This window comes from Saccharothrix australiensis, assembly GCF_003634935.1.
Classification (GTDB): Bacteria; Actinomycetota; Actinomycetes; order Mycobacteriales; family Pseudonocardiaceae; genus Actinosynnema; species Actinosynnema australiense.
The window spans coordinates 1,385,007-1,399,945 of record NZ_RBXO01000001.1 but is presented as its reverse complement, the minus strand read 5'-3'; the positions used below and the strand labels follow the sequence as shown (position 1 = coordinate 1,399,945).

The following is a 14,939-nucleotide window of genomic DNA, read 5'->3' as shown; positions in this document are numbered from 1 at the left end:
CCGGTTGCAACGATTGGCCGGAAATCCGCCTTTTCGGCCCCCACCACGTTGACGGGACTCGGTGCGCGACGTAACTTCTGCCTTATCCGGAAAGAGAGGGCGGAACAAATGCACGTGATGGCCGTGTCGACGGTCTCGGACGCCGACGAGTTCTGGGGCTCTTTGAAGAAGGCGTACGCCAAGCTCCCCGACGGGGCCGAGTGGAAGGTGGCGGTCGCGAGCACGGACGGGGGCAAGGCGGTCAACATCATCGCGCACGACTCGCTCGACGTCGTGCGGGACTTCTTCGAGGCGCAGGCGGGCGCCCACGCCACCACGGAGTTCTTCGAGGCGGACGCCGCGAACGCGATCGGCCTGCCGCGATGACGATCGACGCGGAGCGGCTCCGAGCCGGGGTCACCGCGCTCCTGGCGGAATACGACATACCCAGCGCCGCGATCGGCGTGCTCCACGACGGGGAAATCACCGAGTTCGCGATCGGCGTCCGGAACGTGGAAACGGGCGCACCCACGACCACGGACACCGTTTACCAGTGCGGGTCCATGACGAAGACCTGGACCGCGCTGGCCTTCCTGCAACTCGTCGAGGAAGGGAAAGCGGACCTGGACGAGCCCGTGCGGGCCCACCTGCCCGAATTCACGGTCGCGGATGCCGGCGCGACGGCCGAAATCACCCCGCGCCACCTGCTGCACCACACCAACGGCGTCGAAGAGGACTACGGCGATCCGGGCGAAGGCGACGACGTCTACGAGCGCATGGTGGAGAACATCGCCGACGCGCCCCAAGTCTTCCCGCCGGGCCGCACCCACGGCTACAGCGCGGCGCTGGGGTACGCGATCCTCGGGCGCATCCTGGAGGTGCGCGACGGCAAGCGCTGGGACGACGTCATGCGGGACCGCCTCTTCGACCGCATGGGCCTGACGAGCACGAACACCCGGCACGACCAGGTGGACGGAACGCGCGCCGCGACCGGGCACCTGCTCAGGTCCCCGGAGGAGGGCCCGATCGTCACACCGGTGGACCACCTGCCACGCGCCTTCGGCCCCGGCGGCAACATCACCTCCACCGTCCGGGAGGTGCTCGCGATGGCGCACGTCCTGCTGCACGAGGGCGTGGCGCCGAACGGGAACCGCATCGTGTCGGCCGACAGCGTCCGCGAGATGAAGCGCTCGCGGGTGCCCGTGCCCGACCCCTACCTGTTCGGGCCGGAATGGGCACTCGGCCTCATGGTGTGCGACTGGCACGGCAAGACGGTCTACGCGACCGACGGCAGCACGATCGGCCAGAACGCCCGGCTGCGACTGCTGCCCGACTCGAACACCGCCATCACGATGCTGACCAACGGCGGCCCGCGCGAAGCCTTCTACCGCGAGGTGTTCAACGAGATCCTGTCCGACCTCGGCGCGGTCACCATCCCGGACCTCCCCGCGCCGGACCCGACCCTGGACCTCGACCTGTCCAGGTACGAGGGCGTGTACGAGCGCCCCGGCGCACGCCACGAGGTGTCGGCGGAAGGCGGGCAGCTGCACCTGACGCTGGTCCTCGACCCGGTGCAGGCGGAGTTCCTCCGGAGACCGAACCGCGTCAGGTACCAACTGCTACCGGTGAGCGAGACCCACTTCCTGATGCCGCCGACGGATGCGCTGGAGGACACCCGAACGGTGGCGATCCACGACTTCACCAACGGCCCCGCCCGCTACCTCCACACCAACTGCCGAGTGCACCCACGCGTGGAGTGACCCGCGACCACCGTGCGCACCTCAACCGCCGAACACCCGATCCCCGCGCGCGGTGTGAAACTCGATCCGCACCCGCAACGCCACAGCCAACCGCTCAGCCAACCCCTCCCCCCGCTCGTGCCACGCCGCCGTCGTGGCCTCGTCGGGGAAGCCCGAGCTCTCCGGGTCGCTGCGGTTGTACACGGCCTGGAACTCGTCGTCCCACACATCGATCGCCTGGACCAGGTCCGCAGGCGCACCGAACTCGGCCACGAGCCGCTCGGCGGAGCAGTTGTCGGCGATCACCTGGTCCGCGGTACGGACCCAGAACGGGAAGCACTCCCACTCCGGCGCCACACGGACCGAGATCAGTCGGCTCATTCTCCCCATCCCCGGTAATTCGGATCCGCCTCCGCGCGCGGGTCGCGACGCGCGTCCTTGAACGGTGCGGTCGCACTCCGGATGTTGGCGCCGACGATGAACCCGTTGTCGCCCACCGACACCGTGATGTAGTGCGTCCGGCCACCGTACTCGACCTCGAAGATCGGTCGTCCAGGCGGCTTGCCCTGGAAGTATCCGGTGTACTTGCCATCCGTGGCGGCTCGGTGCACCACCTCGGCGATCTCGCCCTCGGGGATCCCGGCGGCGGTGAACTCGTCCTTGTGCTTCATCACGTGTGCGAGGCCCGACTCCTTGTTGGTGCGGGGGTTGACCCCTCCCTCTTCCAGGAAGACGATCTTCCCGTTGGGATCCCTACCGATCTCAACGACCTTCTCCGGAGATATCTTCACGCCATTGGCCTGAGCCTCAGCGATGAGTTCCTGCTTCTCCCTCTCGCGACGCTGCCGCTCCACATCCCGCGGGTCCTTGTGCTGCGGATCAGAGTCCTTACGGCGAAGCCTGTCGGCCAGTTCCTTGAGCTTGCGCCAGGCCATGCGCAGCACCTCGGCGAGCCCGTCGAGCCGTTTGGCGACGTTGGAGATGGTCTTGAGCAGCTTGCGCACCACGTCCGCGATCTTGGCGGCGTACTTGGCGACCAGGCTGGTGGCCTGCATCGCCACCACCGGCGCCGCGGCACCGCCCGTCACCAGCAACTCCAGACCCCAGACCACGAGCCTGCCCACCGCGTCCGCGATCAGGTCCCGCACGAACTCCCGCACCGCCGCCACGACCTCACCCATGATCGTGACCACGGCCCCCACACCGCTGCACACCCTCGACGCACCCCGCAGGGCGTCGACCACTTCCCCGGCACGCGCCCGGTACGCGTCACCCGCGGCACCACGCCACCCGGCCGTGCGATCACGGGACGTGGTCTCCAACCCATCGGCGGCCCTCTCGACGCCTTCGCTGACGTTCTGCCAGGTCCGCGCGTAGGCACGGATGGCCGGAGGTGTCCCGGCCAGGTCGTTCAGCATGTCCTGCAACGGCTGGACGTGCTCGATCAACCACCCGACGCCGTACGAGGCCAAGGTGCCCACCGGGTCCATGAAGACACCGAGCGCCTCAAGCCCAGCGCCGACGACCCCCAGGCCCGCCTCGACCCAGTCCCCCTTGTCGATCCCGTCCAAGGCGGCCTGCCCGGCTTCCAACAGGCCGATCCCGGTGATCGCAGTGGTGTCGTCCTCCGGTTTCGCGACGAACGGGTTGTTCACCCGCGCCCCAACCGGTCCAGCCGGTCGACGTTGTCACCCTCGACCTGCTCGTAGACCTCGGCGGTCGCCTTCAACGACTCCGCCATCGAGTCGAGTGCCGAGGCGGCTTGGGACAACGCATCCACACCCCACTTCTCCAGCGGGTCCAGCAAGAACGTGAACGGCTGACACAGCACCCCGTACGCATCCGACGGCATCGACACCTGACGCGCGGCATCCAGCGCCTGCGCCAACACGTCCCCCTGCTCTTGGACCTGCTCGGCGTGCTCCCGAATCTCAGCCGGCACCACCTCGAACGCCACCCGAGCCTCCCCGTCTCGTCAGCGGTGCGAACAGCAGCCTTTGTACGCGACAGTTCGACGGACAACCCGCGGATCGAGGCACCCGTAACCCGATCAGCCGAGTTCACGCGTGCAACACGTGCGCTTTGCGCCAAGTCCCACACCGACCACCACAACACCGATCCGCTACCAGAGCATCACCCGCATACCACCGGAGCGATCATCTCGGGCTTGCCGTCGTCCCCGGGCATCGCGCGGATCGTTGCATCCGCCCCAAGGCCAGGGCGTCAGCCGAGATCAGAGGCATTCCTCAGGAACCGCTGAGCATGTCGAGCGTCCTCACCTGCGCCCACCCTCTTCGCGGCCACTTGGGCCGTGGCGTCGGGGGACGCGGTCGGACGGCTGACGTTCACGCTGCACCGGGAGGCCCTGGAACGACTGGCCACTCAAGCCTCCCGACCTCCCCACCGTGGTCGGCCGGGCCGTACTCGTTCGAGTCCTTCAGCCGATCGCGGGGATGCACGACGACAGGAACCCGCGCCCCCGCCACCACGCGCACCGCAGGACTGGTGTGGCGCCCCGGACGCTCCCCCGGCGACCACTGGGACGACGAGGACCTGATCCTGACACCGATCGAGGACGACTGGTACGCCCACCACCACGACGGCCGCCCGGAAGACTCCGCCGGCACCAAGCCGTGGGGCCTGGACCTCAGCCGCTTCGGGCAACGCATCGAAACCTGAGCCGGGTCGGCACGAGACAACGTCGTCGAACACTCCACATCGCCTTGCCCCATTCCCCTGAGCAGTTGCTACACGGTGCGTCACTGATTCGATCCGAGACCCTCGGTCACGGCACACTTTGGACGTTCGGCTCCCCACCCGCACGGCGTGGGCGGAGGTGAACCGGACGTCGGCGCCCTCTCCCGTCACCATGACCGACACCCGCTCCCCCACCGGCGCCTGTTCCACCCTGGTGGGCAGTTGGTGGCTCCAGCCGCGCACCTCCACGTCGTCGACCGCAGTGAATCTGACGCGGAAACGGACCCAGTCGTGTTCAGGCGGCGCCTCCCACGTCCGACGGGAGGCTTCGTCCAGCGGTCTTTCGAAGGACGCGGTGATCGCCTGGTCGCGTTCGTCCAGTGCAGGGCGTAGAGCGTTGCTGTTCATCATGCCCTCCCCGCAGGGCGGGTCCGCGGCGTCAACCACAGACGTGCGCAGCACGATCGGCGACATCGGCGTCATCTCGATCATGATCGCGGCCTACATCCAGCTCAGCGGCATCCGGCGACGCCCAGGAGTTCCTCACCCCATCAGGCCGACCTCGCAGCCACCACACTCCAAGACCGCGGACTCCACTGTCGCCACGGCACTGGCCCTGCGCACCGGACGAGAGGAACCACACATGCTCGTCGCACGCGACCCGCCACTCGCACGGGACATCCGGCCGAGCAGCCCTGCCACGGCAGTACAACGACGGCGCCCTGGTCGACATCAACACCGCACCACCGACCGTCATCACGCAGTGCTGCGGACTCGACCACCACGCCGCCGAGCAGCGAACGCACCCGCCAACAGCACCCGTTCCCCTTCCAGTCCGTCGACGAGCTGCCCGTCTTCGTCGGGTGAAACGCCAGCGCGTGAAACCTGATCCGCGAACAAGCGGCTGCTCATCCCTGATACAGCGTCCCTGCCCAGGACCCGCCGAGGCTTCGGCCACCATCAGCCCTGAACCGGCGGCTGTCGGGCCCCTGGTACCAGGCCACCGCAGCCACCGAACCCGTCCTCCACCGTCTGGCCGACAGAGACAACGCAGTGGCCCAGGCAGCCGATCACGTCAGCGCCCGCGTCCCGCAGTATGAAGCACTACTCTGTCCCTACGCAGGCTAGCCGGTGTAACGGACAGGGCAGTCTCCTGTTCGTCAACACTCCCGCTACAACAGAGAAGACCTATGGGGAGACCTCGATGATTAGGGTGTTCGAGCCGTCAGAGTCTCGTAGGCAATGGCGGACATACCCGTGGCGCTTTGGAGATGGGCGGTAAACGAGTGACCACGCAGGAGCCGAGTGTCGTTGCCGCCCTTCAGGGCGCTATGGCTGACGATGAACGCCCTGAGAACCAGCCTCGCCCTGTTCGCGCGAGCGAGTTCATCGAGCGGCTCTATCGCAGCAGTAACAGCTATGCGGACCGCTTGACCACCGAAGAGCTTGGATGGGTCGACGTCGATCTCGGCCTTAACGACCATGTTATAAACCTGGCGGAGAGCGGTCACCAGATGATTGTGACAGGGAACCCGGGTGACGGAAAGACTCACCTCATCGAGCGACTCCGACCGGCTTTGGAAAAGGTTGGCGCGCTCGTACTGACTGACGCAAACGAGCTGACGGACGATTACATCCTGAGCGAGTGGCAAAAATGCAACAGCAGCGGTCGGGCAATGGTTTTGGCAATCAATGAATGGCCACTTTTCGTCCTACGACGCCACCCTCGCGCTACTGATTTCAGACCATTAAAGGAAGCTCTTCGTCAAGTCCAGCACGCAATTTCTTACAACTTCGAGCCCGTACAGGGGCCCGAAGGGCTGGTCCGAGTCATCGACCTGAGCCTACGTAACGTACTAGCTCGGACGATCGTTTTCGACGTCATCGAGCGACTGACGAATGACCGTTTCTACGTTGGCCTCTCACCCGCCGACCCCGCCGTAATGAATCGCAATATAATGAGGCACCCACAGGTCCGCGAGCGAATCGCAATGTTGCTCGAAGAGGTCGCCCGCCGTGGGCACCACGCCACCATGCGACAGCTTGTGGGCTTCATCGCCTTTTTGATCACTGGCGGCGTTAATAATGATACACGGCTGGCAACGCAGAAATCATACACCTACCACTACGCGCAACTTGCCTTCGAAGGTGGTAGTGGCCCTCTGTTCGACGCCATTAGAGCGTCCTTTGACCCGGCCGCGGTCACACATCCTCGGCGAGATATAGATCTATGGCGCGGCACCACGGTTGCTGAGGACTGGATAGATGGGCGACCTCCGCCGTCCATCCAGCGCCTGCCATTCGACGATCGCATTGTCGAATACAAGGCGCTTAAGCGGCGATTTTTCTTCGAGCACCACGATGGTCAGTCGCTAGTCACACTCATGCCAGGCGATGAGCGCAGCTTCGACAAGCTAGTACACGATGGGGGCGCGGGAAGCGCCACCGTCGTGCGAGACTTGCTGCTCGCGATTAATCGCTTTTACCAGCCGGACTGCCCCGACACAGATCGGGAACGCCTAGTCCTATGGCAAAGCCACCGATTCGACGTCAAAGCACCAAGCACCTTTTTGGCGTTGCATGAAGTTCGCCACGGGCGGTTTGACATAAGGCCACCTAAACTGGCTTCATGGGTTGATGAATGGCTACCCCAGGAGCAGCGGATAATCCGGGCATTTGCCCTTACCGCCATGGATGAGCATGGCGACGCGATTGCCCACCTTCTGGTCGACCGCGCCCTGTACCTTACGCTGGTAGAAGCGCGCTGGGGACTCGGTCGGACGAGTTGGTCGCGCAGCGCGACCCGACGAGTTACACGATTTGTCGACAAGGTGCACAACAGTATGAGCCTTGGCAAGACCGATGTGGTGGATGTTCGTATCCGTAACGTAGAAAAGGAGATCGAGGACAGGTTCGAGATTCAACGCCATCCTGCGGCGAGGTATCGACTGTGATTACCGATCTCAAAGCATTATTCAATGACATCTACAACGACGTATTCAACCTCCTGCCTACGAGCACATCCATCAAGCCTGTGCACGTGGCAAACGGACTGGGACGCGCGCTCGTGGGACGCACATACGATTCCGACGCACTCGCCCACTTCCTGCGCAGGTCAATCCTAAATCAGAAATCTCGCGTCCAGGAGGAGCGTTTCCCTAATGGCATAATCCTTAATGACTACGGAAGAGCCTTTACAGGCCGTGATAGTGATACTGTAGATTCCGACGCCCTTAGTACGCTGCGAAGCCTTGCCGAAGGTGTGCTCGCCGCAGATAAGGCCGTTTTCAGCGACGCGGCACAGTCATCGTACACACTGTCCAACGAAAAACTCTTGACTCGCGACCCTTCCGATCACCGCTGCGGGATCTTCCTTGCCGAGCTACTGACCGCAGGCCAGGAAGGGGACGCTGCCACACACATTCGCGATATCCTATTGATCGATGACGACCCCTGGTCGACATTGGCAATGCCCATGATGCAGTTCGCTCAACCGAGCAAGGTGGAATCTGTAGCTACTTCTGATCATGGGCAGACTACTTACTCACCACTCACCATTGACGCCACTGGCACCATCGTTTCGCCAACCTTAAGAAGGCTTCGTGCATCTCTTGACCGCCTTGCGCGTTTTGAGCAGAACAGCGGATCAAAACTAAACTCGCTTCGACGCATGGTCATGTTCTCGTGTTTCGTCATTCACGTACACCTCATAAGCCGATACTCCGAAGTTGTGGATGGCGCCCCTCATCCACCGATTTTGATCGACATGTTCGACGGCTCCCGTACATCCTTGCGCAACGCCTCCCGCGCGTCACTCCGGGCCGCTGGTGACGTGCTAGAAACACTGATATTGCGCCGGATTCGAGACCGGATATCAGAACAAGTTGAGACAGTAGGCGCCGATCAGATGATCCTAAATCTACCCGCTAGAACGCAACAGCGTATTCGCAATGGGTTTGACGCGTATCGCCACGACGATCAAGCTTCTGAATTGGAGGCTATAAGCGAGGCGTTTTGGCAGGTGGCCACTGAGGAGAAAAACCATCCCGTTGGTTTTCTCACCGAACTAGGCCGCCGCGCTGGCTATCTTACTCCATGGGCGAACAGCGGGCGTGGCGGACGACTGCAGAAGAGATACGGAATCACCACCGAGTTCTTGGAAACTCTTGTCGCCGCGACAGTCGAGCCAGATCAGCCTCTCGACTTCCCGGAGTTCCTCGATAAACTACGCATCAACTACGGAATCGTTGCAGGTCAACGTACTGACGATCAGATTGTCCGGCACAACAACCTTTCCGGGAAGCCGTTCGGGACGCCAACATCCGTCAACGAAGAAGACTTGCGACTCAACGTGGAGGCCTTGCGGAGCGCGATACTTGAAGCTGGATACGCTAAGGCGTACGCCGACGGCCAGACCGTCATAACCACCGATCCTGAAAGCCTGACAGTTCTATGACGATCGTACTCCGCGAACAGTTGATTAGCGACCTCCTCTGCACGCAAATCATCCAGCTGTCTGGATCCGTAGGAATACTAATCCAAGACGTGCCTTATCTTGACACAGCAGTCGTACTGAAGGGACTCGCTAAAACTATCGAGCACACAGATTTGCGCATCGCGTACCTGAAAAGTGACGTCGATACGTTGGCTCCGGCCGCCGGTATACCCGCGGACAAGTTCACCAGCAGCATTCAGCAAGCCGAGCAGTGGCGCAACGACCGAAACCTTGATGCGACCATTGTCGTCATTGCCACCGATGACCAGGCTAGACTGTCGTCAATGCAGGATTTCGCGCCTGTAGGGCCGACACAACTCAAGCGCCTACTCGTGCACCTCGCGCAGACCGGCCCAGCCGCCACGAATGAAGTACTCATCAACTGGTGGAAGAAGCTTGGCACGGACCGCAACATCTCGCTGGGCCAACTCGTCGACTATTACGCGTCATTGCCCACCGAACCCGACCGAGAGACGGAATTCAAGACCCTGTCGAGCCGAGAACTCCCGCGCCTCGGCTTGCTCGCTGATCCCAAGCTGTTCGATGACCCCAAGGATCGTGCGGTCGGCGACCGCATTCGCCGAAACCGTGATCTTGTCAGTCGACTTCAGACCTTAACTGAGAAAGATCGTCGAACGATCGCGGAAACCATTGCTAAGGAAACTGACCCCGATCGGCAAGTGGCGCTGCGACAAGGCCTTCGCCTTCTACGCCTACTGCGCCGCGGCGAGCCAACTGGCCAGCTCACCGTTACAGATGCCGAAGATCTTTTTTCGGTTCGGCGGCCTCAGCCAAACCTGTTGACGACGAGCGAAGTTCCGGAACCACGGGATGTTTCATTGCGGCCGATCACGCCCACTCCCCAGCCACTTCCGTTTAAAGGCGACTATGACGACGACAAGTGCGCCGAGTCGCCAGATTCGCTCATTCCAGTCTCAGCTACCACTGCCGAAGCCCTACTGTCGGACGATAAGTCCCGCCAGGACGACCTCAACATCGCTGCGGAAACCGTCGCAAGGATCGGCGAGACAGACGGCGGTGGATCCAAGGTCGGCATCGAGCGCTGGGATACAGACCTGCCTTCAGGCGTCATCGTTGGCGGACAGTTGTCCCGGGAAGTTCGGGACATCGTGACCCGACTGGTTGCTGTAGGCCGCTACGGCGGTTGGATTGCCAGCAATGAAGGTGACATATGGGAAAGGATCCGAGGATACCGCGGCGAAGAGGATCTCAAGGCGGAATGGACCAGTAGTCAAATCATCGAGTTCCTTGACAGCCTCGATAGCGACAGCGGACGCGAACTCAACACTAGATTCACAGAGTTTGATCAGGCTCGCAACAGAATCGTGGAGCAGACCGCTTCGCTGGCAGCAGAGCCTCTCCTTGTCGCTGCAACTCCGGGGTCGCGAGATCTCGTGAGGAACTACGTTGAGCGCTACCATGATCTGCTCAAATGCATTAGTCGTACCCACGGTGAACTATTCGCGGAGTACACCCAGGATGTAAATCAAGTCGTATCGCACATCTTGATGCTTGACACAATCACGTTCGGCTCCGGGATGGCGACGATCGCAATGCTGACCCCTCTGCATCCACTATACCTATGGCGATATTCGGAATTCGCTCGCATCGTCGCGGCCCAGCGCCACCGCCTCAGCCCACGTGACGTGAAGCTTGTGGTTTCCTCCGCACAGCAGCTGCCAAACTTCCTCACAAGCCTGTGCCTCCCCGACCTAACGCCCGACACTCCTCAAGTTCTGCCTCAAGTCAGCGCGGTCGATAACCTTCCTTACTTCGCGGTCAGGCAGGAGCGTAGTGTTGGGCACGACGGCTTCAAGGCGGTCGCCCGTATCGTCGAGGCGTTTCTTGAGGCCCACCCTCCAACTCGATACGGACTGCGTCTTGCGTTGCTGGATCCACCCGGCCATGGCCCCTATCTAAAGCTGCTCACCGATCTAGCCTATAGCGGCAAGATCGAAGGTGGACACCTCACTGTTCTCTACAAAGGCCGTAGCACAGGAATCCAGTCGCTCGGCCTCGACGACGATAGTGAGGCACGGGTTGCACAGTTGTTTCGGGCGACTGCAGAGGATCGACGTTTTAGCTTCGAGGTACGGTCTCTGCCCGCCGATATCTCTAATCTTCCAGGTGACTTGCTTGCCCACATCACAGTAGCGTTCGACCAATCCGGTGGCAGGCAGGATGCACTCAGTGTCGTTGAGCAACCAATCCAGCCCTTGGCGATGCCGCAGCGACTCAAGTACCGTGTCTTCGCTAAAACCGTAGATCTAGAGCCAGCGCCAGGAGGGCCCTTTGCAGCGTACTTCAATGTCGCTCAATTGGTCGCCAAGCAAGCGCCAGCATCCCGACTTTCTGTGAGACAAGACGGCGACGTCCGAGAACGCCTCAAAGCTGCGGCGGCAACCGCACCATGGTTTGTGCTTGCCGACCGGCATGTCGACCGTGACCTGCTTCTAGGTAGTCTTCAGGTTTTTAGCGGTCGCGACGAAACCCGTGAAGTCGTCGCATTCGCTGATGCCACAGGCCCTTTCCGACACGCTCTTCGCGACGTCGTGCGTCAGTACAACACCGCCGTTAGCGACGCCGATTTGGACGATCTCCTGCGAGAGCTCACGGATCTGCTAGACGTGGGGGCGCTAACGTTGACGCCCGATTTGGAGCGGCAGGCCGACCAGAGCCGCACCAAAGGTCTGCTCGGTACTCTGATCGCCGCTCGCTGGTACAAAACGAGTTGCCCCGTCAACCACAAGCGTTTGCTGATCAGTCTCGATGATGACATGGCCCGTCGGTGGCTACACCTGCGCGAAGACGCTCGGCGTGCTGATCTGCTTGGCATCGAGTACAGCGAGGACCGATGCGTTATTACGGTCTTCGAAGTAAAGACTATGCAGGACACGTCTGCGGAGTTCCGCATCGATGGAGACACGGCCTCGGGGCCTGCCGTGGACCAGACGCTGTCCACAGGCATGCTGCTTCGTGATGTGTTCAACCCTGACCGAGCCGACGAACTCATCACCACACCAGCTCGTCGGGAAGTGCTTCGAGCGCATGTCTACCGCGAACTCGCCAAGCGTGGTCACGACGCCGATGATCGCAAGACGTGGGCAGGAGCGGCACAGCGACTGTTCGAAGGCAATCTTCCTTTCACCATCGAACTTCATCTGGTCGAGGTGTCAATTGGTGTGGATTCAGAATCGCTGAGACCACCCAGAATGGTTAGCGCCCAGGCTTCGGACGGTCAGGTATTTCCTTTGACCGTGACGCAGTTGAATGAGTCCGGCGTCGAGGCGCTCCAGCAGAACATCCCCGCGAGCGACAAGCCACTGAGTTTTGCCGTGAATAGAGAGGAGGTAGCAGAGCAAAAGTGCGATGCCACGTATCCTCCATCTGCCGCAGCAAGTGCGTCCGAGCCGATGCATCCGTCAGCCGCTAATACTATTGCGACTACGGCAATACCTGACAATCCACCGCCAACGCCAGCCGACCGGCCGCGCGCCTACCTTGGTCAGGCCTCCGGACAATACGGCAAACCGGTTGAGATCTGGTATGACCCGCAGCGACCCGATCGCCCGCTGGCCAACGGTCATATAGCGATCACCGGCGAGACTGGCAGCGGGAAGACCCAAGCTACCAAGTCCATTTTGCACGAACTAATGGCACCACCAGGAGGAATGCCAGCGCTGATCCTCGACTTCAAGGACGACTACGCCGGAACTGAGTACGTGCGTAGGGAGCAGTTGTCCATGTTTGACGCGAGTATCGGCGGACTGCCGTTCAATCCGCTGGTACCGCCGATTGATCCGACATCCGGACGTGCGAACCCAATGTCTCATGTTCACCAACTCGTCGGAATCATCAAGCGGATCTACCGACTCGGTGACCAGCAGGCCTACAACCTGCGCGAGGCAATGAAAGAGACCTACGCGATTTCGGGCGTCGACGGCAAGCCTTTCACTCCAGCGTCCGACCAGACATACTTGCCCTTTGACGCAATCCGCGAAGTGCTCGAGCGCGACAGTCACGGCCCATTGATTGGCCGACTTTCCCCCATTTTTGATCTTGACCTTTTCGCCTACGAAGGCGATAACGGGGCGACTATCGAAGAATTGCTCGACGGGCGCTCGGTAGTTCGCCTAAGCCAGCTACCTGGCGAGGAAGTCAAGAATGCCGTGGCGGAGTTTTTGCTGATGGCTCTATACAACCATCTCATACGGCGACCACAGCCGCGGGTGCTGAAGCGACTTGTCGTGCTCGACGAAGCATGGCGACTCGTCCAGTCGCCTTTCCTGGAACCTCTCATGCGGGAGGGGCGAGCATTCGGCGCCGGTGTTGTAATTGCCACTCAGTACCCTAAAGACCTTCCCGACTCAGTATCCGGGGCCACGGCGACGAGGCTGTTCTTCAGCCAGACCCAGGCCGATCAGATCCGTACGGTTCAAAAGGCGCTTGTTGGAAAGACCAGCGGTGCTGATGCTGAGCAAGTTGCAGCGCTGGTTCGGTCAATGCCTCCACTCACCTGCATGGTGCAGAATGCTCACCAAACGCCATACGTTCGAACCGCGATTCGCCCCTACTACGAACGTGCCACCGAGACCGATCCTTCACATCATGGCCGACTATTCTAATTGGCCGTTTCCGAGCCTGGGTCGGTGACCGCTCTTTGGTGCGCAGACGAGGGAACTCCTGGTAAATCGGACGTTGTCGAAGCGCCGCTCTGCCAGGAGTTCCGTTGTTATCGTGCCCGATTCCCATGGGCGGGTCCACCGCGGGTGCCCTCTGCTGCCGCCTTGGCCGCCTCTCACCAGCCCACCGTGCGAACGGCTCGGTATCCGACCGAGGTCACCGACGGCCAGTGGGCCGAGCTGGACCCGCTGTTGTGGTAGAAACATGACGGGGGACTCGCGACCGGTCGAAGGCCCTCAGTACCGGGCCATGGGGTCTGGACCTCGGCCGGTTCGGTCGACGCATCGAGACCTGAGCCCATGTCGACGCGAGACGGCGTTGCCGAACATCACATCTCCTCGTGCCGTCAAGACTCTGAGCAGCGGGTATGGGGCGCGGTACCAGTTTGGTAACTAGCCGTTTCCGAGCTACTGGGGTTGGGTGAGTCGGCGGCTGGTGATGCGGGTGCACCGGCCAGCCCCGGAGCGACTGGTCACAGAGGGCCCGACCTATCCGCCATGGTCGGTCGGCCTGCACTCGTTCGAGCACCTTGGCCACTGGCAGGGGTCATGGACCAGCGGACCATCGCCTCGTGGTGGTGGCGTTCGTGGTCGCGGACGCAGCGGCGGTGTCCGGTGATCCGGGCAAGGCTTCGTTCGACCACCCACCTTCTGGGCAGCACGGTGAAGTACGGCACCTGTGGGCGTTGGACGATCCGCACCACCCGGCCAAGGGTCGTGCGGGCCCGGTTCAGGAGCGGGCCGGTGTGGCCGCCGTCGGCCCACACCAGCGCGGCCGCCCGTTTCCCAGCGGTGTCGCGCAGACGCCGCAGCAGGCTGCGAGCGGCGACCCGGTCCTGCGTCGAGGCCGGCGTCACCAGCACCGCCACCAGCAGGTCCGGGGTGTCCACCACGATGTGGCGCTTGCGGCCCGCGACCTTCGTCCCGCCGTCCCAGCTGCGGGTGGCCCGGCCGACGGTGGCCGCGGTGCGCACCGACTGCGAGTCCATCACCGCCGCCGACGGCGCCGCCACCCTCCCCTCCGCCAGGCGGACACGGTCGCGCAACGCGTCGAGCAGTCGCTGCGCCGCGCCGACCTTCTCCCACAAGGCGAAACGCTTGTAGACCGCCAGCCACGGCGGGAAGTCCGCCGGCAGGGCCCGCCACTTGATCCCGTTGTCGACCACGTAGAAGATCGCGTCCACGATCAGGCGGCGGCAGTGCTTCTCCCACCGGCAGCGCGAACACCAGCCGGCCGACCACGTCCCCCGACGCCACGGCCCAGCTGATCGCAAAGATGGCCGGTACCACGAGCAGCAGCCACAACGCACGAGCGCTCGCCCGCAG

The 14,939-nt window shown here is 62.4% G+C and carries 10 protein-coding genes; 6 read left to right on the top strand and 4 right to left on the bottom strand.

Annotated elements, in window-relative coordinates; translation table 11 throughout:
• Nucleotides 1-108 precede the first annotated feature (108 nt).
• Together C8E97_RS06695 and C8E97_RS06690 are read left to right on the top strand one after the other, a co-directional pair.
• Entirely contained in the window at nt 109-366 is a 258-nt protein-coding gene (locus C8E97_RS06695; protein ID WP_121002638.1) for a hypothetical protein, read from the top strand.
• A complete protein-coding gene (locus C8E97_RS06690) occupies nt 363-1,739 on the top strand; it encodes a serine hydrolase domain-containing protein (RefSeq protein WP_121002636.1) in 1,377 nt (458 codons plus the stop codon). The genes C8E97_RS06695 and C8E97_RS06690 overlap by 4 nt, the downstream gene beginning before the upstream one ends.
• Before the next feature lie 21 nt (nt 1,740-1,760).
• Here C8E97_RS06690 and C8E97_RS06685 read toward each other — a convergent pair whose 3' ends face one another.
• From C8E97_RS06685 to C8E97_RS06675, 3 genes are read right to left on the bottom strand one after another with little or no spacing between them, the layout of a single operon-like run.
• Nucleotides 1,761-2,099, bottom strand: a complete 339-nt coding sequence (locus tag C8E97_RS06685; RefSeq protein ID WP_121002634.1) for a hypothetical protein — start codon at nt 2,097-2,099, stop codon at nt 1,761-1,763.
• Nucleotides 2,096-3,373 carry a WXG100 family type VII secretion target gene (locus C8E97_RS35175; RefSeq protein WP_121002632.1) on the bottom strand — a complete coding sequence of 426 codons (1,278 nt, stop codon included), beginning with the start codon at nt 3,371-3,373 and terminating at the stop codon, nt 2,096-2,098. Before C8E97_RS35175 ends, C8E97_RS06685 begins: the two co-directional genes overlap by 4 nt.
• Nucleotides 3,370-3,663, bottom strand: coding sequence for a type VII secretion target (locus C8E97_RS06675; protein ID WP_425470659.1), 294 nt, complete (start codon nt 3,661-3,663; stop codon nt 3,370-3,372). Before C8E97_RS06675 ends, C8E97_RS35175 begins: the two co-directional genes overlap by 4 nt.
• Before the next feature lie 560 nt (nt 3,664-4,223).
• On the opposite strand from C8E97_RS06675, the gene C8E97_RS34325 reads away from it, so the two are divergent.
• From C8E97_RS34325 to C8E97_RS06665, 4 genes are all read left to right on the top strand, one after another.
• A complete protein-coding gene (locus C8E97_RS34325) occupies nt 4,224-4,397 on the top strand; it encodes a hypothetical protein (protein ID WP_170211664.1) in 174 nt (57 codons plus the stop codon).
• Between the two features lie 1,304 nt (nt 4,398-5,701).
• Nucleotides 5,702-7,369 (top strand): hypothetical protein, encoded by a 1,668-nt coding sequence (locus tag C8E97_RS33990; RefSeq protein WP_147455012.1) that lies wholly within the window; start codon nt 5,702-5,704, stop codon nt 7,367-7,369.
• Nucleotides 7,366-8,871 (top strand): hypothetical protein, encoded by a 1,506-nt coding sequence (locus tag C8E97_RS33985; RefSeq protein WP_147455011.1) that lies wholly within the window; start codon nt 7,366-7,368, stop codon nt 8,869-8,871. The genes C8E97_RS33990 and C8E97_RS33985 overlap by 4 nt, the downstream gene beginning before the upstream one ends.
• A complete protein-coding gene (locus C8E97_RS06665) occupies nt 8,868-13,556 on the top strand; it encodes an ATP-binding protein (protein WP_121002626.1) in 4,689 nt (1,562 codons plus the stop codon). Before C8E97_RS33985 ends, C8E97_RS06665 begins: the two co-directional genes overlap by 4 nt.
• Nucleotides 13,557-14,086: 530 nt before the next feature.
• Here C8E97_RS06665 and C8E97_RS06660 read toward each other — a convergent pair.
• Nucleotides 14,087-14,887 (bottom strand): IS5 family transposase, encoded by an 801-nt coding sequence (locus tag C8E97_RS06660; RefSeq protein WP_170211662.1) that lies wholly within the window; start codon nt 14,885-14,887, stop codon nt 14,087-14,089.
• Nucleotides 14,888-14,939 lie beyond the last annotated feature (52 nt).

Excerpts from the sequence above, each read along its gene's own strand:
- C8E97_RS06685 (WP_121002634.1), bottom strand. The coding sequence starts at position 2,099 with ATGAGCCGACTGATCTCGGTCCGTGTGGCGCCGGAGTGGGAGTGCTTC.
- C8E97_RS06665 (WP_121002626.1), top strand. The coding sequence starts at position 8,868 with ATGACGATCGTACTCCGCGAACAGTTGATTAGCGACCTCCTCTGCACG.
- C8E97_RS06690 (WP_121002636.1), top strand. The coding sequence starts at position 363 with ATGACGATCGACGCGGAGCGGCTCCGAGCCGGGGTCACCGCGCTCCTG.
- C8E97_RS06695 (WP_121002638.1), top strand. The coding sequence starts at position 109 with ATGCACGTGATGGCCGTGTCGACGGTCTCGGACGCCGACGAGTTCTGG.